Here is a 23,085-nt window from a genome sequence, read left to right as displayed (position 1 = left end):
CCTATCTGGGTGACACGTAGGGCTGACGTCCCTTGACGACCGAATACATGTCCAGACCGGCCGAACCGACCACGCCCACGAGCACGACCACGGCGAACACCACGCGGTCGTAGAAGTCAGCCTGCCCGAGCAGCGCGAGGATGACCACGAGCACGACCATCTTGGCGATCCACACCCCCATGAGGACCGCCATCATCGTGTTCGGGCTCTTGTCGGCGGTGTAGAGCATCGACGCGATCGTCGACCCGGAGAAGAGCAGGGCGATGCCGACGCCGAGTGCCGCCGCCCACACACCGGGCGTACCGGACACCAGATATCCGATGCCGACCCCCAGCACGGCGAGGCCGACGAGAAGCGCGAGGGTCGCGCGCAGCGCCGACCTGAAGATCTCCTTGCTCACATGCTCGGGCACGTAGGGGAGCTCCGAGGCGCCCTCACCAGGCTCGACGTCGTGGGTGGGCTCGGGGGTGCTCATGCGTGGTGTCCTCCGGGGGAGACGTGGCGGGCCCCACGCTCGCGGCCGCGGAGCGGGCCCAGCGTGAGGATGATCGAGACGACGACGGCGACGCCCAGGCCGGCCAGGACGGTCTGCCAGGGCACGACGACGAGCGCCGCGGTACCGAAGGCGAAGACCGCGCTCCACAGGTACATGATGACGACGGCGCGGGGGTGCGAGTGGCCGAGCTGCAGGAGCCTGTGGTGCAGGTGCATGCGGTCCGGGTGGAACGGCGACTTTCCCGCCAGGACCCTGCGGACGACAGCCAGACCCATGTCGAGCAGCGGCAGCATGAGCACCGCTGCGGGCAGCAGGATCGGGATGAACGCGGGGATCTGCTGACGGTCGGAGGCCTGCTCGGGGTCGATCTGTCCCGTCACGACGATCGCGGCGGCGGCGATGGTCAGGCCCAGGAGCATCGAGCCTGAGTCACCCATGAAGATCTTCGACGGGTGGAAGTTGTGCGGCAGGAAGCCCAGACAGACCCCCACCAGGGCAGACAGGATCACCGTCGCGAGGTTGGAGTAGTCCCCGGGGCTCGACTCGAGGGTCAGCAGATAGGTGTAGACGAAGAACCCGGCCCCGCCGATCGCGATCATGCCGGCTGCGAGACCGTCGAGACCGTCGACGAAGTTCACGGCGTTCATCGCGACGACGACCGAGATCACGGTGACGAAGAGCGACATCCGGCTCGACCCGATCGTCAGACCGCCGATCGGCACGGTGATGAGCTGGACCCCTTGCCACGCCATGAGACCTGCGGCCAGCACCTGACCCGCGAGCTTGGTCATCCAGTCGAGGTCCCAGATGTCGTCGGCGACCCCGAGCAGGCAGACGATCGCACCGGCCCCGAGGATCACCCACGCGTTGTTGTTGACCTCGAAGACACCCTCTAGGAAGGGCATCTGAGAGGCGAAGAGGAAGGCTGCCCCCAGACCGAGCAGCATCGCGACGCCGCCCAGCCGTGGGGTCGGGATGGTGTGGACGTCGCGCGAGCGCACGGCGGTCACGGCGTTGGTCCGGACGGCGAGCCAGCGCGCGAAGGGGGTCGCGAGGTACGTGACGGCTGCCGCGACGAGCATGACCAGCAGGTAGACCCTCACCCGGCGTCGCCACCGGGCCGGTCGGGGTCGGTCGGGGGCGCGACACCCTCGGCACGCTCTCCGGGCTCAGCAGGTTCTCCAGGTTCGGAGTGCGCGGGAGCACCAGCGACCTGGTCGGAGGCATCAGGCGCGCTCTCAGGCTCAGGGTCAGGCTCCGGCGCGCCCTCGGGCGCGCCCTCGGGTTCGGGCTCGGGCGGGAGGATGTCCTCGACAGCCGTGACCGTCCGGAGCTCCTCGAGGGAGATCGCCCCGGCGCGGACGACCCGGAGGGTCTCCCCCGTCGCGTCGACGATCGTCGACGCGACCCCGCCGGGGGCCTCGCCCGCGTCGAGGTAGGTGCGGACCGAGGCACCCAGCTGCTCGTGCGCGTCGGCGGCCGTCGTGGCGGCAGGGTTCCCGGTGCGGTTGGCGCTCGAGACGGCCATCGGTCCGGTCCGCGCGAGCAGCGCGAGGGCCGTGGGGTGGTCGGGCATGCGCAGCGCGACGGTGCCGTGCGTGTCGCCGAGGTCCCAGGCGAGGGACGGCTGGGCGGTGAGGATCAGGGTGAGCGCTCCGGGCCAGAACCTGGCCGCGAGGGCGCGCGCGCCGTCGGGCACGTCGGTCGCGAGACCGTCGAGAGTCGCGACCGAGCCGACGAGGACGGGCGGCGGCATCTGCCGGCCGCGCCCCTTGGCCGCGAGCAGCGCGGCGACGGCGTCGGCGTCGAAGGCGTCTGCCCCGATGCCGTAGACGGTGTCGGTGGGGAGGACGACGAGGCCCCCCGCCTGGACGGTGTTGACGGCCTCGTCGAGGGACGGGCCCCAGGTGGACGGGTCGTGTGCAGGGCGGATCGCGGACGTACTCACGACGACGAGTCTTCCACGATCCTCGCGCTGCTTCGACGAGCCACGACCATCCGGTGACGTCCTGTGAGGTCGGGACGGGTGTGGATCCCCTCGAAGTCACCCGTCGCGTCGACCATCTGGCGGGCACCTGCGTCCTGCACCTCGGCGTGCTCCATCACGTACAGCCCGCCCGGGACCAGCAGACGTGCGGCCGCTCGGGTGACGCCGCGAGGCACCTCGAGGCCGTCCGCACCGAGCCCGTAGAGCGCGACAGCAGGGTCGTGCTCGGCGACCTCGCGGTCCTTGGGCACAGCGCCCGTCGGCACGTACGGCGGGTTGGACACGACCACGTCGCAGCGGCCGTCGAGCGCGGACAGCGCGGTCCGTGCGTCCCCACGGACGAGCGTGACACCCGGCGCGAGCCTCTCGACGTTGCGCAGGGCCCAGGCGTGGGCGGCGGCGTCGAGCTCGACGGCGTGCACCTGCGCCCGCGGCACCTCCTGGGCGATCGCGACGGCGATCGCGCCCGACCCCGTGCAGAGGTCGACCACGACGACGCTCCCGCGCTCGGCGACCACGCGCAGCGCCTCGTCGACGGCCACCTGCGCGACGACCTCGGTCTCGGGCCTCGGGACGAACACACCGGGCCCGACCTCGAGCTCGACGTGGCGGAACGGAGCCGTACCGGTCAGGTGCTGGAGCGGCAACCGCTCCGCGCGGGAGGTCGCGAGGCTGCGGAGGCGGTCGACCTGCTCCTGGTCGGCGAGCACGGCCCGGCCCAGCAGGGCCGCGTGCTGGAGGTCGCCACGGGACACGCCGGCCGCGTGGGCGACGAGGATCTCGGCGTCGACGCGGGGCGTCTCGATCCCTGCAGCGGCGAGCTCACGGGCCACGGCACGGACCAGCACGTCGGCGGTCTGCGACACGTCGAGCGTCGCGAGGGTCACCTCGGCCACGTCTCAGCTGCCGGCGGCGGCGAGGCGGGCGGCCTCGTCTGCCTCGATGGCCGAGCGGACCACGGGCTCGAGGTCGCCGTCGAGCACCTGGTCGAGGTTGTAGGACTTGTACCCCGTGCGGTGGTCCGCGATCCGGTTCTCCGGGTAGTTGTACGTGCGGATGCGCTCGGAGCGGTCGACGGTGCGCACCTGGGAACGACGGATGTCGTTGGCCGCGGCGGCCTCTTCTTCCTGGCGCGCGGCCAGGAGCCTGGCGCGGAGCACGCGCATGGCCTGCTCGCGGTTCTGCAGCTGGGACTTCTCGTTCTGCATCGACACGACGATCCCCGTCGGGATGTGGGTGATGCGGACGGCTGAGTCGGTCGTGTTGACCGACTGACCGCCGGGGCCCGACGACCTGTAGACGTCGATGCGCAGGTCGTTCTGGTCGATCTCGAGCTCTCCGGCGTCTTCGACCTCGGGGAACACGAGGACCCCTGCTGCGGAGGTGTGGATGCGGCCCTGCGACTCGGTCACGGGGACCCGCTGCACGCGGTGGACGCCGCCCTCGTACTTGAGGTTGGCCCAGGCGCCGTCTTCGGGTGCCACGGTGCCCTTCGCCTTCACGGCGACCTGGACGTCCTTGTAGCCGCCGAGGTCGGACTCCGTGGCCTCGATGATCTCGGTCTTCCAGCCGCGCCGCTCGGCGTAGCGCAGGTACATGCGGAGCAGGTCGCCGGCGAACAGCGCAGACTCTTCGCCGCCCTCCCCTGCCTTGATCTCGAGGATCACGTCGCGTCCGTCGTCGGGGTCGCGCGGGATGAGCACGCGGCGCAGCTTCTCCGCGGCGTCGGTCGCGGCGGCTGTCAGCGCGGGGAGCTCTTCGGCGAAGGCGGGCTCCTCGGCGGCGAGCTCGGCCGCTGCTTCGGCGTCGTCGACGGCGGAACGCCAGCCGCGGTACGCGGCGACCACCTGGTTGAGCTCGGCGTAGCGACGCCCGAGCGTCCGGGCGCGGGCCGCGTCGGCGTGCACCGCAGGGTCCGCGAGCTGCTGCTCGATCTCTGCGTGCTCGGCCATCAGCGGCTCGGCTGCCACGAAGGTCTCACTCATCTGGGGTTCCTGCCTGCGTGCGTGCGTGTGGGGTGCGCTGGACGGGTCGCGCTGGACGGCGCCTGGAGGCCGCCCGCCCGGGAATAGCAACAGCGCCGGTGAGACACCGTCCGACTGCCCCTGGAGAGGTTGTCGGCGGATCGTCTCACCGGCGCTGGAGAGGTGCTAGGACTTCTTGCCGTAGCGAGCCTCGAAGCGGGCGACGCGGCCACCGGTGTCGAGGATCTTCTGCTTGCCCGTGTAGAACGGGTGGCAGGCGGAGCAGACGTCGGACGAGATCTGTCCGGAGGTCTGGGTGCTACGGGTCGTGAACGTGTTGCCACAGGTGCAGGTGACCGTGGTGTCGACGTACTCGGGGTGGATTCCAGCCTTCATGGGGTGCATCTCCTTGGTTCGTGCGTCTGGGTCGAGGACAGGACCGTCCCCGTGAACCAGAAGCCAACGGGACATCATGCCACAACCACCGGGGGGACCGGAATAGTCCCGACGGTCGTCCTGGCGTCGTACCGCACCGCCGCACCGGCTCTGTGACGAGCAGGTGCGGCAGCACGACAGGTGGTTCTGCGGCCGGAGCCAGCAGGTGCTGCAGGCGTCAGACGGTGCGCCCGGCGTTCTCGTCGTCGACGAGCCCGCTCGGTGTCGTCTTCTGCACCTGCATGAGGAACTCGACGTTGGACTTGGTGTCCTTGAGCTTGCCGAGCAGCAGCTCGATCGCCTGGGTGTGGTCGAGCGCACCCATGACGCGACGCAGCTTGTAGATGACCCTGAGCTCGTCCTGGGCCATGAGGATCTCCTCGCGGCGGGTCCCCGACGCGTTGACGTCGACCGCCGGGAAGATCCGCTTGTCGGCGAGGGACCGCGCGAGGCGCAGCTCCATGTTGCCTGTGCCCTTGAACTCCTCGAAGATCACCTCGTCCATCTTCGAGCCGGTCTCGACGAGCGCCGAGGCGAGGATGGTGAGCGAGCCACCGTTCTCGATGTTGCGCGCCGCACCGAAGAACCGCTTGGGCGGGTACAGCGCCGAGGCGTCGACACCACCCGAGAGGATGCGGCCCGAGGCCGGGGCCGCGAGGTTGTACGCGCGGGACAGACGGGTGAGCGAGTCGAGCAGCACGACGACGTCCTGGCCGAGCTCGACGAGACGCTTGGCGCGCTCGATCGCGAGCTCGGCGACGATCGTGTGGTCCGACGCGGGGCGGTCGAAGGTCGAGGCGATGACCTCGCCCTTGACCGTGCGCTCCATGTCGGTGACCTCTTCAGGCCGCTCGTCGACGAGCACGACCATGAGGTGGACCTCAGGGTTGTTCGTCGTGATCGCGTTGGCGATCTGCTGCATGATGATCGTTTTGCCGGCCTTCGGCGGCGCGACGATGAGGCCGCGCTGGCCCTTGCCGATCGGGGCGACGATGTCGATCACGCGCGGGGTCAGACGTGTCGGGTCCGGCATCTCCAGGCGCAGGCGCTCCTGCGGGTAGAGCGGCGTCAGCTTGGAGAAGTCCGGGCGGGTGCGCGCCTCCTCGGGAGACATGCCGTTGACGCTGTCGAGGCGGACGAGCGCGTTGTACTTCTGACGCCCGGCCGTGGCCTGGCCGCTCGTGTCACCCTCGTGAGGCTGGCGGACGGCACCGGTGATCGCGTCACCGCGGCGCAGACCTGACTTCTTGACCTGGTTGAGGGAGACGTAGACGTCGTTCTGACCGGGCAGGTAGCCGCTGGTCCGGACGAAGGCATAGCTCTCGAGGATGTCGAGGATGCCGGCGACGGGGAGCAGGACGTCGTCGTCGTTGACCTCGATGTCGTCGAAGCTCAGGTCGGGTCCGCCGTTGCGGCTGCGGCTGCGCTTCCCACGGTCGCGGTCGCGGTCACGGTCCCGGAACCTGTCGCGTCCACGACGACGACGGCCGCCGCGCTCGTCGTCCTCGTCAGAAGGACGGTCGGTCGCGCCGGTGCCACGGTCGGTGGTGCGCTGGGCGTCGCGGGCCTGCTGATCACGAGTCTGCTGGGCGTCGCGCGTCTGCTGGTCACGAGACTGGCCGTCCCGTGTCGGCTGGCCGTCGCGGTTCTGGCGGCTCGCACGGGTCTGCTGCCCGTCGCCGGACTGCTTGTCGGCCCCGGTCTGCTTGTCGGCGCCGCGCTGCTGGTCGCCGCCACGCTGCTCGGTGCGCTGGGCGTCCTCGCCCTGGGGCGCGTCGCCGGCGGCACCGGCCGAGCGGCCGGCGCGGCGCGAGCCACGGTCACGACGGGGAGGCAGGGTGACGTCGACGACGGCGTCCTTCGCGCGGGCTGCGCGCTCGTCGGCGGTCTCGCCTGCGGCGAGGCGCACCTCGGCGCGCTCAGAGCGGACGCGGGAGAGCTCAGGGCCGTCGAGAGAGATCTCGGCGGGCGAAGAGACAGGGGACGAGGACACCGCGGGCGCCTCGGACCGGCCGGAGCGGCGTGACCCACGCTGGGCGCTGCGGCCGGACGTCTCGTCACGGGTGGTGGAGTCGGCGCTGCTGGCGCTCTCGTCGCGGCTCGTGGAGCTGTCGCGGCTGGCGCTCTCGTCGCGGCGCGTCGAGCTCTCGCGGCTGGCGCTCTCGTCGCGGCTGGTGGTCGTGGACGCGGGAGCATCTGCGGGAGCCTCGGTCCGAGACCTCGCCGGACGGTCGTCCTCGCGGGCCGGCGCTGCAGAGGCCGCCGGGGCCTTCGACGCTGCGGCGGAACGGCCGGAGCCACCGCCCTGCGTCGACTTGATGGCGTCGACAAGATCGCTCTTGCGCATCTTGGACGTGCCCTTGACCCCGAGCTGGGAGGCGAGCGCCTGGAGCTCTGGGAGCCTCAGCGCGGAGATCGCGCCGGTGCGGGCTGTGCCACCAGCAGCGTTGCTGCGTTCGGTGGCGTCGATGGTGTCAGTCACGAAGGACCCTTCCCCTCGTACACAGCCACGACGGGAGGCGAGGAGGCTGCGGGCGGTCGACGTCCGGCACCGATGCGGCCGGGACGTAGTAGGAACGCGTCACGCGACGACAGACGTCGAGAGGTGACACGGTTCGGAGTGCTTCCCGCGTGTGTGCCGTGGCGACCATCGATGCTGTCCGCAGAGAGCAGGAGCACTCGCCGATGATGCGCTGTGGGTGGCTTCCGCGATGTCGACTGCACACCCGCGGCACGCTGCATCCCGGCTCAGAAGCCGGGCATAGCAGGAAACTGCACCCACTATAACACCGGACTACCCGCGTGATTCCCGGGCTCCGGGTGCCCACCGGGTGATCTCAGGCGGCACCCCCACCGGACGTCGCGAGCCCTCCCCCACCGAGGTCGCACCCACTCCCCACCGAGGTCGCACCCACTCTCACGAGGTCGTACAGACACGCCAGAATGTGGGGCCGGCGCCCCCGAGACGGCGTGTCCGTGCGACCTCGGGGGCAGACGTGCGACCTCGCGGGCGGACGTGCGACCTCGCCAGCAGGCGTCCGACCTCACCGACGGACGTCCGACCTCGCGGGCGGACGTGCGACCTCGCCGTCCAGGTCGTTCAGAGACGGTCGACCGTGGCGCCGCTGCGGTCGATCTCCGGGTGCAGGACTGCCCAGCCGGAGGACCCGGCGAGGATCTCGTCGAGCACAGCGTCCAGACGGGCACGGTCCTGGCGACGTCCCATCACGAGGACCGTCGGCCCAGCGCCGGAGACCGTGGCCGCCTCGCCGCGCTCCCGCAGGCGCTCGACGAGCTCCCACGTGCTGGTCATGACCGAGGAGCGGTAGCCCTGGTGGAGCCTGTCCTCGGTCGCGTCGAGCAGCAACGAGGGGTCGGAGGCGAGCGCGTGCACGAGCAGCGCGGCGCGTCCGGCCGTGAAGGCGGCGTCGACGTGCGGGACCACCGAGGGCAGCACACCGCGGGCTGTCGAGGTCGCGAGCCGCACGATCGGCACGACGACAGTCGTCTCGACGTCAGGGTGCACCTCGAGGCGTGCGGCCCGAGCCGCGCCCCCGGAGGTCCAGGCGACGGTCGCGCCGCCGTAGATCGCCGGGGCCGCGTTGTCGGGGTGACCCTCGAGCTCTGTCGCGAGGGCCAGGACCGTCGCGTCGTCGAGGCTCGCGGGGTCCTCGAGCAACCCGCGGGCAGCCAGCAGACCGGAGACCACAGCGGCAGCCGACGACCCCATGCCCCGGCCGTGCGGGATCCGGTTGGTGCAGCTCAGGTGCAGCCCGGTCCGGGGCGCACCGACGTGGTCGAGCCCGCGGCGCAGCGCCCTGACGACGAGGTGCCGCTCGTCCGAGGGCACCTCCCCCGCTCCCTCGCCGACGACGTCGACCCGCACCTCGTCGGTGCCGAGGGTGCGGACCTCGAGGTCGTCGTGGTGGCCGAGCGCCAGACCGAGGCTGTCGAAGCCCGGACCGAGGTTCGCGCTCGTCGCCGGGACCTGGACACGGACGTGGTCGGCTCCGAGCCTCATCGCGGGCTCAGAGACCGAGGGCGTCGGCGATCGAGACCACGTCGGCGGTGACCCGCTGCGGGACGATCTCCGAGCCGTCGGCGGTGCGCAGCGCCCACTGCGGGTCCTTGAGACCGTGACCCGTGACGGTCACGACGATCCGCGCCCCGGCGGGCACCAGGCCACGCTCTGCGCGGGAGATGATCCCGGCGACGCCCGCAGCCGAGGCGGGCTCGACGAAGACGCCGACCTCGGCCGACAGGATGCGGTGCGCGAGGAGGATCTGCTCGTCGGTGACGGACTCGATGACACCCTTCGACGTGTCGCGGGCCTCGACGGCCTGCTCCCACGAGGCGGGGTTGCCGATGCGGATCGCCGTCGCGATGGTCTCGGGGTCGGTGATCGGGTGGCCGGCCACGATGGGCGCGGCGCCCGCGGCCTGGAAGCCCCACATCTGCGGGAGGTGCGTCGAGACCCCGGCCTCGAGGTACTCGAGGTAGCCCTTCCAGTAGGCGGTGATGTTGCCGGCGTTGCCGACGGGGAGCGCGTGGATGGTCGGCGCGTCGCCGAGCACGTCGACGACCTCGAAGGAGCCGGTCTTCTGGCCCTGGATGCGGTCGGGGTTGACCGAGTTGACGAGCTCGACAGGGTACGCCTCGGCCAGCTTGCGCGCCGCGACCAGGCAGTCGTCGAAGTTCCCGTCGACCTGGAGCAGCTTGGCGCCGTGCGCGATCGCCTGGCTGAGCTTGCCCATGGCGATCTTGCCGTCCGGCACGAGCACGGCGCAGGTCATGCCCGCGGCTGTCGCGTAGGCGGCGGCCGAGGCCGAGGTGTTGCCCGTCGAGGCGCAGACGACAGCCTTGGCACCCTTGTGCGCGGCAGCCGAGATGGCGGTCGTCATGCCGCGGTCCTTGAAGGAGCCTGTCGGGTTCATGCCCTCGACCTTGAGGAAGACCTCAGCACCGGTGAGCGCGGAGAGCGCCGGGGCGGGGACGAGCGGCGTACCACCCTCGCCGAGGGTGACGACGTGCGTGGTGAGGTGCTCGGGCAGCAGGTCGGCGTACTCGCGGATGATGCCTTGCCACACGTGGGCCATCAGGAACCTTCAACTCTCAGGACGGACAGGATGCCCTGGACGGCGTCCAGGTCGGCGATCGCGGCCACAGTGCCGGCGAGGGCCGACTCCGGGGCGTGGTGCGTGGTGATGACGAGGTGGGCGGCGGTCACGCCGTCGAGCGAGCTCTCGATCGGTGCCTGGCGGACCGCCTCGATCGAGACCGAGTGCTCGGCCACGACCTGGGCGACCTGGGCGAGCACACCCGGTCGGTCGGAGACGGCGATCCGCACCTGGTAGCGCGTCACGGCTGACGACGCCGGGGCGATCGGCAGCTGCGCGTAGTGCGACTCGGCCGGGCCCTTGCCGCCGAGGACGCGGTGCCGGGCGACCGAGACGACGTCGCCGAGGACTGCCGAGGCTGTCGGCGCGCCACCTGCTCCGCGCCCGTAGAACATGAGCTCGCCGGCGGCCTCGGCCTCGACGAACACGGCGTTGAACGCGCCGCGGACGCCTGCGAGCGGGTGCTGCTCGGGGACGAGCGCGGGGTGCACGCGGGCGGAGACGCCTGCCTCGCTCGCCTCGCAGATGGCGAGCAGCTTGATGACGTGACCGGTCTGGCGTGCCCAGGCGACGTCCTCGGCCGTGACGGACGTGATGCCCTCACGGCTCACGTCGTCGATGGTCACGCGGGTGTGGAAGGCGAGGGACGCGAGGATCGCGGCCTTGGCGGCGGCGTCGTAGCCCTCGACGTCGGCGGTCGGGTCGGCCTCGGCGAAGCCGAGCTCCTGGGCCTGGCGGACCGCGTCGTCGAGGGCGAGGCCGTGGGTGGCCATCTGGTCGAGGACGTAGTTGGTGGTGCCGTTGACGATGCCCAGCACCCGCTGGATGGTGTCTCCGGCGAGCGACTCGCGCACGGGGCGGACGATCGGGATCGCCCCCGCGACCGCAGCCTCGTAGTACACGTCGACCCCGGCCTCGTCGGCCGCGCGGTAGAGCGTGGGGCCGTCTTCGGCGAGCAGGGCCTTGTTGGCGGTGACGACCGACGCCCCACCGGCGATCGCGCGCAGCAGCAGGGTGCGCGCAGGCTCGATGCCGCCCATGACCTCGATGACGATGTCCGCTCCGTCGACGAGCGTCTCGGCATCCTCGGTGAGGAGCGCACGGTCGATCGACGGGTCACGGGGCGCAGCAGCGTCCCGGACGGCGATGCCGACCAGCTCGAGCCTTGCGCCGACGCGCGCAGCGAGGTCGTCGGACTGGTCGGACAGCAGGCGCGCGACCTGGGTCCCGACCACCCCGCAGCCGAGGAGTGCGACGCGGAGCGCCGATGGAGCGGGCACTGTGGCCACCCTTCAGGTCGTCGGTCGGTGCGGCTGGGCACCTTGGGTTGCAGCCGCGCCGGTCGGTGATGGTCGAGCTGGTGGGACGAGGTCGAGCTGGTGGTGCTGGGGCGAGAGGGGCGCACGACGGACGGCCGCAGAGGCTGCTCGTCGGGCGGACGCCCACAGGATACGCGCTCCGTCGAGGCGGGCGAGCCGCCCGTCCGGCGCCGTGCGGGCAGAGCCTCGCGAGGTCGTGCTGTGGACGACCACGGGTCTGCAGCGCAGACCCGAAGGGTCCGAAGGTCGATCAGCGACCGGTGCCTGGACCCTCGTCGCTGGAGGTGTCGTCGTCTGGCACCTCGCCGGTCTGCGGGGCTGCGGGGGCACCGGTCGTGGACCCCTGCGCCTCGCGGGCACGGATCTTGCGGATGCCGAGCACGACCAGGACCGTGAGGGCAGCGACCCCACCCGCGATCGAGAGCGCGAGGCGCAGACCCGGCGACAGCAGCGCGTCGTCGTCGGTCCCGGGCGTGGGCGAGTCCGTGGGGGCGTCGGTAGCCTCGGTGCCGGCCTCAGAAGGGTCGGTCGCCTCGGTCGACGCGTCCTCGGTCGTGGCCTCGTCCGAGGGGGCAGCCTGCTCGGCTGCCGCAGCCTCTTCAGCCGCTGCTGCCTCGGCAGCGGCGGCCTCCGCAGCCGCAGCGTCTGCCGCAGGGTCGCCGAAGGTGACGGGGGTGAAGGTCTCGTTGGTCGCGTTCTTGATGCCGTGCGCACCGAAGGTGATGATCCCGCACTGCACCTGCGTGCAGTCGACGGGCACCGCAGCACCCGCACGGTCCACGGCCTCGAACTGGGCCGACGGCACGGTCAGGGGTGTGGTCCAGGTGCCGTCGGCGGCGATCTCACCACCGTTGGCCGCGACGGCCGTGCCAGCCCCGGGGAAGGCGACGAAGCGCTGGAAGCCCGCGTTCTGCGCGTCCTCGGTGTCCGGGGCGTAGAGGTAGTCGGCACCCGTCGCGCCACCCTCGCTCGGTCGCCACGACACGCCCTCGGGGTCGTCGACCCACCCGAACACGACGTAGATGCCGCCGGCACCGCCCTGGACGGACTGGAAACCTGTCCCCGAGACCGTCACGACGCCGCCGGCGGCGACGGTGCTGACCGCCGCGCCGGACTCGTCGGCCACGGTGACCTGCGCCTCGGCCGAGGCCGTCGTCGAGAGCCCGACGAGCCCGACGCTCGCGAGCAGCAGCGCCACCCCGGTGCGGGTGAGGGCATGACGGGTGGCAGACGGTCGTCGGGTGACGGTTCGCAGCACAGGGTCCTCCTGGGAGAGCGGGGTGAGAGCGGGACGAGAGATCAGGGCAGGGTCGGGCTGTCGGGCGGGACGTTGCGCAGATCGTCCGGTGGGAGGTCGCACGGCCCCTTCGAGAGGATCGGGGACCGGTGGTCCGCCGTCTCCCCCGGCGTCGGTCGCACAGCGTGCTCGCGCACGGGCAGCACCACGAGCTCTCCGCGGTCGGGGTGCTCGAAGACGTCGATCGGGTACCTGTAGACCTCGGTGAGCAGGTCGGAGGTCATGACGTCGCGCGGGACCCCGTATCCGCTCAGGCGACCGCCGTCGAGCACCGCGACGACGTCGGCGTAGGCGGCGGCCAGGGTCAGGTCGTGGAGCACCACGACCACGGCGTCCCCCACCGCGGCCTGCTCGCGCGCCTGGACCAGGACAGCCTCCTGGTGGCGGATGTCGAGGGCGGCCGTCGGCTCGTCGAGCATGAGGACGCGCGTGCCCTGGGCGAGGATCCGTGCGAAGGACGCGCGCCCCTTCTCCCCGCCGGAGAGGGTCGGGAAGAGCCGCGGCGCGAGGTGCGTGACCTCGGAGATCTCCATCGACCGGGCGACCACGGTGTCGTCGTCGTCCTCCTCGGGGAGCCCGCGCCACGGCGCACGGCCCATCCGGACCACGTCCTCGACGTGGAAGGGGAAAGACAGCCGCTGCTCCTGCAGCAGCACGGCGCGGCGGCGCGCGAGGTCCGACAGCCGGAGACCGTGGAGGTCTTCGCCGTGCAGCCGGACGGTCCCGGAGCTCGGTGCGAGGTCTCCGGCGAGCACGGAGAGCAACGTCGACTTGCCGGCACCGTTGGGCCCGACCAGGGCGAGGACCTCCCCTGCCCGGAGCTCGAGGTCGACGCCGCTGACGATCGGCACACCGTCGAAGGCGACGTGCACGTCGTGCGCGCTGAGCACGACGGTGCCCGGGGTCGGTGCGTGGTCCTGCGGGCCCGGGGTCCGGCGACGGTGCGTCATGCCCAGCCTCCGGCGGTGCGTCGTGTCCGGCGGATGAGCCAGAAGAAGAACGGCCCACCGACGAGCGCCGTGAGCATGCCGATCGGCAGGTCTGCGTAGGCGACTGCCGTCCGGGCGACGAGGTCGGCGGCGAGCAGCAGCACCGCCCCGCCGAGCGCGGAGGCGGGGAGCAGGACCCGGTGGCCGGGCCCGACGATCATCCGGACCAGGTGCGGGACCACGAGGCCGACGAAGGCGATGATGCCGCAGAAGGCGACGGCCGCAGCGGTGAGCAGCGCGACGAGGACGACCGACACGATCCTCAGCCGCTCGACGTCCACGCCGAGGTGACGGGCCGACCGCTCCCCGAGGGACAGCAGGTCCAGGCGCCGGGCCAGCATCATGACGCCGACGAGCCCGACGACCACGAGCGGCAGGACCACGGTCACGTACTGCCAGCGCGTCCCGTTGAGGCTGCCGAGCTGCCAGAAGACGATCTGCTCGCGGGCCTGCTGGTCGCCGAGGAAGGTGAGGAAGGCGATGCCCGCCCCGCACATGGCGTTGACCGCGACACCTGTGAGCACGAGGGTCACGACCTCGGTGCGTCCACCCGACCTCGACACGAGATAGACGAGCAGCGTGGTGACGAGCCCACCGACGAAGGCGAAGACGGCGACGGTCCAGGTCCCGAAGAAGGTCCAGCCGAAGACGATGACCGTGCAGGCGGCGAGCGCTGCGCCGGACGACACGCCGACGACACCGGGATCGGCGAGCGGGTTGCCGAACACACCCTGCATGAGCGCACCGGCCGAGGCCAGGGCAGCTCCGACGAGCACGGCCATCACGACCCGCGGGAAGCGGATGGACCAGAGCGCGGCCTCGCCGTTCGGGTGGGTCACGCCGTCGGTCGCGATGCCGAGCCGTCCGAGGACCGAGCCGAAGACCTCACCGGGCGGGATGGCCAGCTGGCCGCTGCCCGCAGAGATCACGGCGAAGGCGAGCAGCGCGACGGCGAGCCCGACGAAGAGCAGGGTCACCTTGGCGGAGCGGGTGGTCACGAGGCTGGCGCCGCGGGTGCGTAGAGGGCGACGGCGAGGGCGTCGAGGACGTCGGCAGTCCCGGGTCCATAGCTGAGGATCTCGTTGTCGCTCATGTCGACGATCCGGCGGTTCTCCCCCGCGGGTGTGCTCTGGAGCGCGGGGATCGCCTCGAGCAGACCGTCGACTCCGCCCGCGGACTCGAGCCCCTTGGTCATGACGAGCACGACGTCGGGCGCGGCCGAGACGAGACCCTCGTCGTTGAGCGGGCGCATGCCCTCCCAGCCGATCTCGGTCGCGACGTCTGTCGCCCCGAGCGCGGTGATGAGGGTGTCCGCCCCGGAGTCGGTGCCGAACATGTAGTAGACCCCGGCCTGGCCGCGGACGTAGAGGAAGGCGACCCGGAGCCTCTCGGCAGGGTCCTGGGGTGCGACGGCCGCGATCTCGGCGATCTTGGCGTCGATCTGCGCGGCGGAGCGCTCGGCCAGCGCGGCGCCCTCGTCCGGGAGCCCGACAGCTGCCGCGACCTGGTCGATGATCGTCCCGACGTTCTCGAGCGAGCGCTCGGAGTCGACGACCACCACCGGGATCCCGGCGTCGCGCATCTGCAGGACGACGTCCCACGGGCCGAGGCTCGTGTCCGTGATGATGAGGGTCGGCGAGAGCGCGAGGATCGCCTCGGCGTTGAGGTCGTGCCCGGACTGCGTGACGAGCGGGAGGTCGGCGGCCTCGGGGAAGGACGACGAGGCGTCGCGCCCGACGAGGTTGTCCCCGAGACCGAGCTCGTAGACGATCCGGGACGTGGTCCCGTAGACGTCGAGGGCGAGGACGCGGCTCGTGTCCGTGACCGTCACCTCGGTCCCCTGCATGTCGGTGACAGTGGCGGGGAGCGCGGGGGTGGGCGCTGACTCGGGGACCGGGATCGCCGCCTCGGCGAGCAGCGCCGTCGAGGGCCCGACGTAGCCCTTGGGGTCGTCCACGAGCGTCGCGTCGGCGAGCGTCGTGCCACCGTCGATCACCGCGGGTGCTGCGGCCTGCGGCGACACGACCTGGCACCCGGCGAGACCGACGGCGACGACGACCGCCGCCACAGTGCTGACGAGAGCCCGCACGTCGCGTCGGGCGGAGCGGGGGTGGCCGGTCATGTCAGTCCGTTCGCGGTCGCGCGGGAGCGCCGGGCGGCGCCGAGGGAGGACCCCCGAGAGGAGGTATGGCTATCCTAACCCAGAGCCGTCGTGGGCCAGGTCGACCTCCAGGGCCCGAGGCCCGGCGTGACGCCGACCCTCACGACCAGCATGTCAGTCCCGCGTCGCGACTCCGAGGTCCCGAAGGTCCCGGATGTACCGCAGGTCGTCGTCGGCGTGCGCGCCGTGCGGGTCTGCCACCAGGATCACGTCCTCCCAGCCGGAACGGACGAGCTCGTGGAGCGCGACGCGGAGCGCCGAGCGCCCCGGGTCGACCGATCGCCAGGCGCCGTCCGCGACCGCCTCAGCCGTGACCACGGCCTGGAGCTCCGGGTTGCGACGGACGAATCTCGCCGGGTAGCCCCGGATCGTGAGGTCTCCGGTGGCCTCCGTCAGGTCGAGCATCCACTCGGGGTCGGCGAGGCGCTCCTGGTGGCACCGGGCGTACAGGGCATCCGTCGCAGGGTCGGGGTCGTCGAGCCCGGTGGCGAGGACGAGGCCTCGGACCCTCCCCCGGAGCGTCACCCGGCGGAGCTCGCACCCGAAGAGGAAGCCCGAGCCGTGCACGGCCCGCAGCCCGTCGACCGTGACGTCCTCGAAGACCGCCCCGCTCAGCGTGCTCGACTGCAGCTCGAGGTCGGTCACGTGGACACGGGAGATCGTGGGACGAGAGTCAGCCTCCGCCGCACGGGCCACCGAGCAGCCGTCGAGGGTGACCCGCTCCACGCGGAGGTCGTGGAGGTGGGCACCCGGCTCGAGCCTGTGGTCGCGGTGCACCGTGCGGACAGGCTTCCGGCGTGACGCCCGGGTCAGGAGGGACTCGGCGGACGCGGTCGCGGCGACCACCAGGTCGTCGAGAGCACCCGGGACGGTGCCCGGCGGTGGTGGGCCGAAGACACCGAGCACAGCGGTGAGGCTGCGAGACCGCCCGAGGTCCGGGGCTGCCGCGACGATCCCGTCGTGCACCACGTGCACGCTGCTCAGACCCGTCGGCTGCTCGACCGACGCGATCTCGGTGCCGTCCTCGATCGACACCACGAGCAGCCGCTGCGGCGCAGCCTCTCTGGTAGCGGTGCCACCCGCCAGCACACCTGAGCCCTCGTGGAGCACACGGACGATCCCGGCCCGACGCGCGGCCGCGGTCGGCAGGGTGACCCTGAGCGGAGCCCGGCGCCTGCGCCGGACCACGGTCAGGGTCGAGCGGTCGACGACGCTCTCCATCGTCGACGCCGACCCCGCGACGACGACTGTGCCGTCGCTCTCAGCTCGCAGCTCGTCGTTGCCCTTGCCGATCTTCGTCCGCAGGCTCCGGGTGACGCTCAGGGCGACGAGATCGATCTCCCACAGACCTTGGTCCGTGAGCACGAGGGCGTGCCCGTCGATCCCGGGCTGGGCGGCCCGGAGCATCCCACGCACCCCGGTCACCACGCTCCAGCCGCCGGTGCGCAGGTCGAGGATGCCGAGGCGGGTCGCGGCCCGTCCTTCGACCCACGAGGTCAGGAGGACCGAGCCGTCCAGCAGGACCGTGCTCGTGGGGATGTGGTGCGGTGCGTCCTCAGGGACCGGGGCACGCAGGGCGCGCTCCACCGTCGTCGGCAGCTCTGGTCGTCGATCCACAGGGTGAGGGTAGCGCGAGGTCGTGGCGGCCTGAGAGCTCAGGCCAGCACCCGGCCGTGTGCCAGCCGAGCCGTGTGCCAGCCGAGCCGTGGTCCAGCCGAGCCGTGGTCCAGCCAGGACGACGACCGGGGACGTCGCTGTCACCCGGAGGCCCCTGGGCTGGACCTCGCAGCCTCAGCCGACGTCGAGCGCGAGCAGGTCGTCCTCGGTCTCGCGCCTGACGATCACCCGGGCCGCGCCGTCGGCCACGGCGACCACGGGTGGGCGCAGCACATGGTTGTAGTTGCTGGCCATCGAGCGGCCGTAGGCACCCGTCGCCGGCACGGCGAGCAGATCTCCGGGCGTGACGTCGGACGGGAGCTCGATGTCCGAGATGACGATGTCGCCGCTCTCGCAGTGCTTGCCGACCACCCGGGCGCGGATGGTCTCGGCCGAGCCGGTCCGGTTGGCGAGGCGGGCCGTGTACTCCGCGCCGTAGAGGGCGGGACGGATGTTGTCGCTCATCCCACCGTCGACCGACACGTAGGTGCGCACGCTGCCGTCGTCGAGGGTGACCGGCTTGACCACACCGACCGTGTAGAGCGTGACCGTGGTCGACCCGACGACCGAGCGACCGGGCTCGATCGAGATGCGCGGGACCGTCGTGCCGAGCTCCGCGCACACGGAGCCCACCGCACCGGCGAGGTCGCGGGCGAGGGCCGGGACGTCGATCGGCGTCTCGGAGGGGACGTAGGCGATGCCGTAGCCACCGCCGAGGTCGAGCTCGGGGAGCAGGTATCCCGTCTCGGTCTCGAGTTTGGCGCGCAGCGCGAGCATCTTGCGGGCGTTCGCCTCGAAGGCTGCTGCGTCCTGGATCTGCGACCCGATGTGCGTGTGAGCGCCGAGCAGCTCGAGCTCGGGGTGGTCCAGGACGGCGCGCAGCGCCGCGAGGGCCTGCCCACCGGTGAGGGAGACACCGAACTTCTGGTCTTCGTGGGCCGTCGAGATGAACTCGTGGCCACCGGCGTGGATGCCAGTCGTCACGCGCACCATGACGGGCACACGGGTGCTGCTGTCGCGGCCTGCGTCGCGAGCGAGCTCGGCGACGCGGTCGATCTCCGCGAAGGAGTCCACGACGACCCGGCCGACACCGGCCTCGATCGCGCGGGAGATCTCCGCGTCCGACTTGTTGTTGCCGTGCAGGCCGATCTCCGCACCCGGGACCCCGGCACGCAGAGCGACGGCGAGCTCGCCCCCCGTGCAGGTGTCGACCCGGAGACCTTCCTCCCGGGCCCAGCGGGCGACGGCGACCGACAAGAAGGACTTGCCCGCGTAGTAGACGTCGACCTCGGCGCCGACAGCAGCGAACGCCTCGGTGAAGGAGTCGCGGAACAGGCGGGCCCGGTCACGGAAGTGCTTCTCGTCCATGACGAAGGCGGGCGTCCCGAAGTCTCGGGCGAGGTCGGTCGCCGCGAGACCGGCGAGGACCAGCTCACCCGTCGGGGTGAGGTCGGCGCTCGTCGGCCAGACGTGCTGCTCGAGGGGCGCCGGGACCTGCGGGGTGCCGGTCGTACTCACGTCGGGCGTGCTCACATCCGCTCCGGGGCACTCACGCCGAGCAGCGCGAGGCCGTTGGCGAGGACCTGGCGGGTCGCGTCGTTGAGCCAGAGACGGGTGCGGTGGGTGTCGCCGATCTCCTCGTCGCCGACCGGGGTGACGCGGACGTCCGCGTACCACTTGTGGTAAGCCCCGGCGAGAGCCTCGAGGTACCGGGCCACGCGGTGCGGCTCGCGCAGCTCGGCGGCCTGGGCGATCACCCGCGGGAACTCGGTGAGCGAGCCGAGCAGCGCCGACTCGGTCTCTGCGGTCAGCAGCGACGGGTCGAAGGCGTCCTCGCGGCGCACACCGTGGTCTGCTGCGTTGCGGGCGACGTTGGCGGTGCGGGCGTGCGCGTACTGGACGTAGTAGACCGGGTTCTCGTTCGTGGCCTTCGACAGCAGGTCGAGGTCGATGTCGAGGCTCGAGTCCGTCGAGGAGCGCACCAACGAGTAGCGCGCGGCGTCGACACCGACGGCGTCGACGAGGTCCTCGAGGGTCACGACAGTGCCGGCACGCTTGGACATGCGCAGAGGCTGACCGTCCTTGAGCAAGTTGACCATCTGCCCGATGAGGATCTGCAGGTTGGTGCCCGGCTCGTCGCCGAAGGCTGCGCACACGGCCATCATGCGGCCGACGTACCCGTGGTGGTCCGCGCCCAGCATGATGATGACCTCGTCCGCGCCGCGCTCGCGCTTGTCGAGGTAGTAGGCGATGTCGCCCGCGATGTACGCGGCCTGGCCGTCCGACTTGATGACCACGCGGTCCTTGTCGTCGCCGAAGTCCGTCGTGCGCAGCCAAGTGGCGCCGTCGGCCTCGAACATGTGGCCGGACTCTTTCAGGCGCGCGATCGCGCGGTCGACGGCCCCGGTCTCGTGGAGCGTGTCCTCGTGGAAGTACACGTCGAAGTCGACGCCGAAGCCGTGCAGGGCAGCCTTGATCTCGTCGAACATGCGGTCGACACCGATCGACCTGAAGACCTCCTGGGCCTCGTCGTCGGGGAGGGTCAAGGGGTTCGGCTCGCCTGCTGCGGCGACGTCGGCCAGGACCGCGTCGGCGATGTCCTGGATGTACTGGCCGCCGTAGCCGTCCTCGGGCGCGTCCTCACCCTTGGCGCGGGCGAGCAGCGAGCGCGCGAAGCGGTCGATCTGCGCCCCGTGGTCGTTGAAGTAGTACTCACGGGTCACCTCGGCGCCGGCGGCCTCGAGGACGCGGGCGAGCGAGTCGCCGACAGCGGCCCAGCGGACACCGCCGATGTGGATGGGCCCTGTCGGGTTGGCGGAGACGAACTCGAGGTTGACCTTCTTGCCGGCCTCGGCGTCGCCGCGGCCGTAGGCGGCACCCTGGTCGATGACCGTGCGGGCGAGCTCGCCCGCTGCCGCTGCGTCGAGGGTGATGTTGAGGAACCCAGGACCGGCGACGTCGACGCTCTTGATGCCCGGCGTCTGGGCGACCCGGACGGCGAGGTCGTCGGCGAGGGCGCGCGGCTGCGTCCCAGCCTTCTTGGCCAGCTGGAGGGCGATGTTGGTGGACCAGTCCCCGTGCTCGCGCTGGCGCGGTCGCTCGACGAGGATCTGCTCGGGCAGAGCAGCGAGGTCGAGGGCCAGGGTGCCGTCGGCGATCTTGGCGGCGAGGGCAGCGCGGAGTGCTTCGGAGAGCTCGTTGGGGGTCACCGCTCGATCTTAGCGAAGTCCCGCAAAGGTCCCACGCACCATCCACAGGCGAGCACCTCCTCCAAGCCGCCGACCCGCCCCGTCGACCAGCACGTCCCAGCGAGCTCGCGACTCTGCAGCGAGCTCGTGAGTCTCGAGCAAGATCGACGCGGAGAACCATCGACCTCGCTCCGAAGTCACGAGCTCGACGGTCGTGCGGCGCGGGCTCCGCCGGATCTCGCCCTCGGACTCCTGCCCGGAGAGGACCGGACTCCCGTACTCTCCGATGATGACGCGGTGCAGCCTCGGACGACGGGGTGGACCAGGCAGGCGATGGAGAGAGTTCGGGGAATGAGCGACAAGTCAGGGTTGATCGACCGCGCCGTCCACCAGCTGCGCTCGCACATCACCTCCGGGGACTGGCCCGTCGGCAGCAAGATCCCGACAGAACCCGCGCTGACAGAGCTCCTCGGCGTCGGCCGCAACACCGTCCGCGAGGCCGTGCAGTCGCTCGTCCACGCCGGCCTGCTCGTCAGGAGGCAGGGGTCGGGCACCTACGTGCTCTCGGACTCCGAGCTCATGGTCGTCATGGGGCGCGAGATCGCCGGGGCCAACCAGCAGCACGTCCTCGAGATCCGCCGCAGCCTCGAGGTCGAGTCGGCACGGCTCGCAGCCGTGCGCCGCTCCCCCGCCGACCTCGCGGTGCTCCGCGAGCTCAACACGGCCCGCCAGGACGCCTTCGCCTCGGGGGACGTCGACCTCATGGTCTCCTCGGACCTCGCGCTGCACCGTGCCATCGCGGCCGCGGCGGGCAACCCCGTGCTGCTGTCTCTCTACGAGAACCTCATCGACGCGATCGGCGCGAACATCCGCACCAACGTGATCGGACTCGTGCACACGCAGTCCGAGGACGACCACGACGCGCTGGTCGATGCGATCGAGGCAGGCGACCCGGAACGCGCGATCGACGAGATCACGTCGTACCTCGCGGTGTACATCGCCGGTGGACCCGCGACCCACGGTCCCGAGACTCGCCAGGCCTCGACCGGAGGAGCACGGTCGCCGCAGCAGCCGAGGTGAAGGAGCGCTCGTCGTGCTGGTAGTGTGCTCCATGCCTGACCGGGCAGTCTGCACAGCGCGACACGTGCGAGACTCCGCCTGATCGTGGTCCCCGCCCTCGTAGCTCAGGGGATAGAGCGTCTGCCTCCGGAGCAGAAGGTCGTAGGTTCGAATCCTATCGAGGGCACCATCGCCGCGGATCGCGGCAGCGGCGGCTCACGTCGTGCAGCACGACCTCGGCCCTGCGGGCTGCGGGCAGCGGGCAGCCACCTCACCTCTTCTGGTGAGATCAGGGACTGGGAGACAGCCCCCGCCGATGACGCTCAGCGAGTCAGCGCGGTCCGGCCGAACGCGTCATGAAGACGTCGACCTCGTCCTCGGAGTCCACGGTGAATCCGTGCCTCTCGTACAGCCGCCGGGCCGGGCTGCCCTGGAGGACGTTCAGCCGGAACGGGCACAGGTCCTCCTCGGCGAGGATCTCTCGCAGGACCTGGCTGCCGATCCCTCGCCCGTGCGCGCGCGGTACGAGGTAGAAGTGCTCGAGCCAGCGTGCGTCGTCCTCGACACGCACGGTGACGCAGCCGATCTCCGTGCTGTCCTCGACGATCACGCGGGTGCTCGTGGGCACGTAGGAGTCACGCATCCGCTGCCGGACACGGTGGGTGTCGTAGCGGCCGAGACGTTCGAGGTCGGCGCGCAGCACCTCCGCCCGGAGGTCGACCAGCCACTCGATGTCGTGCTCCGTCGCGGAGCGGAAGGTCGTCGCCACGGCGAGATCCTACCGACCCTCGCGGCTCTCGCGGCTCTCGCGGCTCTCGCGGCTCTCGCGGCTCTCGGCTAGCGTCGCTCTCATGCCGGACGACCTCTCCGACCCCGACCGCCGCCCCGTGCGGCTCTTCGTCGGTCATGCCGAGTCGCCCGTGTGGTTCCCGGACCCGCGAGGGTTCGAGGAGATGCACCTCGACGACAACCTCACCGACGCGCTGCGCGCGTGGGACGCCGAGTGGTACTCCTCGCGGCGCCCCGACGACTTCGAGTGGATCGGCGCGACCCCTGAGATCGAGCACCTGCGCCGTGGTGTCGACCTCGCCTACAGGATCTCCCGCGCGCTCGGCTCCGAGTTCGTCGTCGAGGTCGACCCCGCCGTCGAGCGCTCGAGCCATGACGCGTACAGCGCACCGGAGAAGCTGCGCATCCGCTCCGACGGACCTGCGCTGCAGCCTGCGGCTGCAGCGCAGTTCACCGTGTGGGCGGACCACGAGCGTGCCGAGCGCGAGCGCTTCCAGCGCGCCGTGCCCGAGAGGGAGTCTGGCGAGACATGGTCCGCGTACGCGCCGCTCTCCGGGACGACGTTCCGGCCGGGCAGACCCAAGACGCGCGGACGATGACCGTGCCGGCACCGTCACCGTCACGACAG

At 71.5% G+C, this 23,085-nt stretch carries 20 protein-coding genes and 1 tRNA gene; 3 read left to right on the top strand and 18 right to left on the bottom strand.

Translation table 11 applies throughout. The annotated features are described in order from the left end of the window. Position 1: 1 nt before the first annotated feature. From ASG53_RS18915 to argS, 17 genes are all read right to left on the bottom strand, one after another. Entirely contained in the window at positions 2–475 is a 474-nt protein-coding gene (locus tag ASG53_RS18915; RefSeq protein WP_082544233.1) for a hypothetical protein, read from the bottom strand. After that, entirely contained in the window at positions 472–1,599 is a 1,128-nt protein-coding gene (locus tag ASG53_RS18910) for an MraY family glycosyltransferase (protein ID WP_056136947.1), read from the bottom strand. Before ASG53_RS18910 ends, ASG53_RS18915 begins: the two co-directional genes overlap by 4 nt. Further along, the gene (locus ASG53_RS18905) at positions 1,596–2,444 is read right to left on the bottom strand and encodes an L-threonylcarbamoyladenylate synthase (RefSeq protein WP_082544232.1); all 849 of its coding nucleotides are present in this window, start codon (positions 2,442–2,444) and stop codon (positions 1,596–1,598) included. Before ASG53_RS18905 ends, ASG53_RS18910 begins: the two co-directional genes overlap by 4 nt. Continuing rightward, entirely contained in the window at positions 2,441–3,379 is a 939-nt protein-coding gene (gene prmC, locus ASG53_RS18900) for a peptide chain release factor N(5)-glutamine methyltransferase (RefSeq protein WP_082544231.1), read from the bottom strand. Before prmC ends, ASG53_RS18905 begins: the two co-directional genes overlap by 4 nt. Before the next feature lie 3 nt (positions 3,380–3,382). After that, complete coding sequence (prfA, locus tag ASG53_RS18895) at positions 3,383–4,468, bottom strand: peptide chain release factor 1 (RefSeq protein WP_056136946.1); 1,086 nt, start codon at positions 4,466–4,468, stop codon at positions 3,383–3,385. 165 nt (positions 4,469–4,633) lie between these two features. Then, positions 4,634–4,843: a 50S ribosomal protein L31 gene (gene rpmE / locus ASG53_RS18890; protein ID WP_056136944.1), complete on the bottom strand. Its 210-nt coding sequence runs from the start codon at positions 4,841–4,843 to the stop codon at positions 4,634–4,636. Positions 4,844–5,060: 217 nt separating this feature from the next. Next, positions 5,061–7,364: a transcription termination factor Rho gene (rho, locus tag ASG53_RS18885; RefSeq protein WP_056136942.1), complete on the bottom strand. Its 2,304-nt coding sequence runs from the start codon at positions 7,362–7,364 to the stop codon at positions 5,061–5,063. Positions 7,365–7,982: 618 nt separating this feature from the next. Continuing rightward, positions 7,983–8,903, bottom strand: a complete 921-nt coding sequence (gene thrB, locus ASG53_RS18880) for a homoserine kinase (RefSeq protein WP_056136940.1) — start codon at positions 8,901–8,903, stop codon at positions 7,983–7,985. A gap of 7 nt (positions 8,904–8,910) precedes the next feature. Beyond that, the gene (gene thrC / locus ASG53_RS18875) at positions 8,911–9,978 is read right to left on the bottom strand and encodes a threonine synthase (RefSeq protein WP_056136938.1); all 1,068 of its coding nucleotides are present in this window, start codon (positions 9,976–9,978) and stop codon (positions 8,911–8,913) included. Next, the gene (locus ASG53_RS18870; RefSeq protein ID WP_056136936.1) at positions 9,978–11,288 is read right to left on the bottom strand and encodes a homoserine dehydrogenase; all 1,311 of its coding nucleotides are present in this window, start codon (positions 11,286–11,288) and stop codon (positions 9,978–9,980) included. The genes thrC and ASG53_RS18870 overlap by 1 nt, the downstream gene beginning before the upstream one ends. Before the next feature lie 280 nt (positions 11,289–11,568). Beyond that, the gene (locus ASG53_RS18865; RefSeq protein WP_056136934.1) at positions 11,569–12,576 is read right to left on the bottom strand and encodes a hypothetical protein; all 1,008 of its coding nucleotides are present in this window, start codon (positions 12,574–12,576) and stop codon (positions 11,569–11,571) included. Positions 12,577–12,617: 41 nt separating this feature from the next. Beyond that, positions 12,618–13,565, bottom strand: coding sequence for a heme ABC transporter ATP-binding protein (locus ASG53_RS18860; protein ID WP_082544230.1), 948 nt, complete (start codon positions 13,563–13,565; stop codon positions 12,618–12,620). Next, entirely contained in the window at positions 13,562–14,602 is a 1,041-nt protein-coding gene (locus ASG53_RS18855) for a FecCD family ABC transporter permease (protein WP_056136932.1), read from the bottom strand. Before ASG53_RS18855 ends, ASG53_RS18860 begins: the two co-directional genes overlap by 4 nt. Beyond that, the gene (locus tag ASG53_RS18850; RefSeq protein WP_056136930.1) at positions 14,599–15,726 is read right to left on the bottom strand and encodes a heme/hemin ABC transporter substrate-binding protein; all 1,128 of its coding nucleotides are present in this window, start codon (positions 15,724–15,726) and stop codon (positions 14,599–14,601) included. Before ASG53_RS18850 ends, ASG53_RS18855 begins: the two co-directional genes overlap by 4 nt. A 153-nt stretch (positions 15,727–15,879) precedes the next feature. Continuing rightward, complete coding sequence (locus ASG53_RS18845; RefSeq protein ID WP_156382896.1) at positions 15,880–17,382, bottom strand: hypothetical protein; 1,503 nt, start codon at positions 17,380–17,382, stop codon at positions 15,880–15,882. A 174-nt stretch (positions 17,383–17,556) separates the two neighbouring features. Beyond that, entirely contained in the window at positions 17,557–18,939 is a 1,383-nt protein-coding gene (lysA, locus tag ASG53_RS18840; RefSeq protein WP_056136927.1) for a diaminopimelate decarboxylase, read from the bottom strand. A gap of 11 nt (positions 18,940–18,950) precedes the next feature. Further along, positions 18,951–20,630 carry an arginine--tRNA ligase gene (gene argS, locus ASG53_RS18835; protein ID WP_056136925.1) on the bottom strand — a complete coding sequence of 560 codons (1,680 nt, stop codon included), beginning with the start codon at positions 20,628–20,630 and terminating at the stop codon, positions 18,951–18,953. A 330-nt stretch (positions 20,631–20,960) separates the two neighbouring features. Between argS and ASG53_RS18830 the strand changes: the two genes are divergently transcribed. Both ASG53_RS18830 and ASG53_RS18825 read left to right on the top strand, forming a co-directional pair. Next, a complete protein-coding gene (locus tag ASG53_RS18830; RefSeq protein WP_056136923.1) occupies positions 20,961–21,689 on the top strand; it encodes a FadR/GntR family transcriptional regulator in 729 nt (242 codons plus the stop codon). Between the two features lie 93 nt (positions 21,690–21,782). Next, positions 21,783–21,858: transfer RNA gene (locus ASG53_RS18825), tRNA-Arg, on the top strand. A 141-nt stretch (positions 21,859–21,999) separates the two neighbouring features. Here the strand turns inward: ASG53_RS18825 and ASG53_RS18820 are convergent. Next, on the bottom strand, positions 22,000–22,437 hold the full coding sequence (locus ASG53_RS18820) for a GNAT family N-acetyltransferase (protein WP_056136921.1): 438 nt from the start codon (positions 22,435–22,437) through the stop codon (positions 22,000–22,002). Between the two features lie 82 nt (positions 22,438–22,519). On the opposite strand from ASG53_RS18820, the gene ASG53_RS18815 reads away from it, so the two are divergent. Beyond that, a complete protein-coding gene (locus tag ASG53_RS18815; protein WP_056136919.1) occupies positions 22,520–23,056 on the top strand; it encodes a hypothetical protein in 537 nt (178 codons plus the stop codon). Positions 23,057–23,085: the final 29 nt, after the last annotated feature.

Origin of the sequence: Sanguibacter sp. Leaf3 (assembly GCF_001425965.1) — a bacterium.
Lineage (GTDB): Bacteria > Actinomycetota > Actinomycetes > Actinomycetales > Cellulomonadaceae > Sanguibacter > Sanguibacter inulinus.
The sequence above is the reverse complement of the archived record's forward strand: the minus strand, read 5'-3'. Positions and strand labels throughout refer to the sequence as shown.

Excerpts from the sequence above, each read along its gene's own strand:
- thrC (WP_056136938.1), bottom strand. The coding sequence starts at position 9,978 with ATGGCCCACGTGTGGCAAGGCATCATCCGCGAGTACGCCGACCTGCTG.
- thrB (WP_056136940.1), bottom strand. The coding sequence starts at position 8,903 with ATGAGGCTCGGAGCCGACCACGTCCGTGTCCAGGTCCCGGCGACGAGC.
- ASG53_RS18860 (WP_082544230.1), bottom strand. The coding sequence starts at position 13,565 with ATGACGCACCGTCGCCGGACCCCGGGCCCGCAGGACCACGCACCGACC.
- ASG53_RS18850 (WP_056136930.1), bottom strand. The coding sequence starts at position 15,726 with ATGACCGGCCACCCCCGCTCCGCCCGACGCGACGTGCGGGCTCTCGTC.
- prfA (WP_056136946.1), bottom strand. The coding sequence starts at position 4,468 with ATGAGTGAGACCTTCGTGGCAGCCGAGCCGCTGATGGCCGAGCACGCA.
- ASG53_RS18815 (WP_056136919.1), top strand. The coding sequence starts at position 22,520 with ATGCCGGACGACCTCTCCGACCCCGACCGCCGCCCCGTGCGGCTCTTC.
- ASG53_RS18915 (WP_082544233.1), bottom strand. The coding sequence starts at position 475 with ATGAGCACCCCCGAGCCCACCCACGACGTCGAGCCTGGTGAGGGCGCC.
- rpmE (WP_056136944.1), bottom strand. The coding sequence starts at position 4,843 with ATGAAGGCTGGAATCCACCCCGAGTACGTCGACACCACGGTCACCTGC.
- ASG53_RS18830 (WP_056136923.1), top strand. The coding sequence starts at position 20,961 with ATGAGCGACAAGTCAGGGTTGATCGACCGCGCCGTCCACCAGCTGCGC.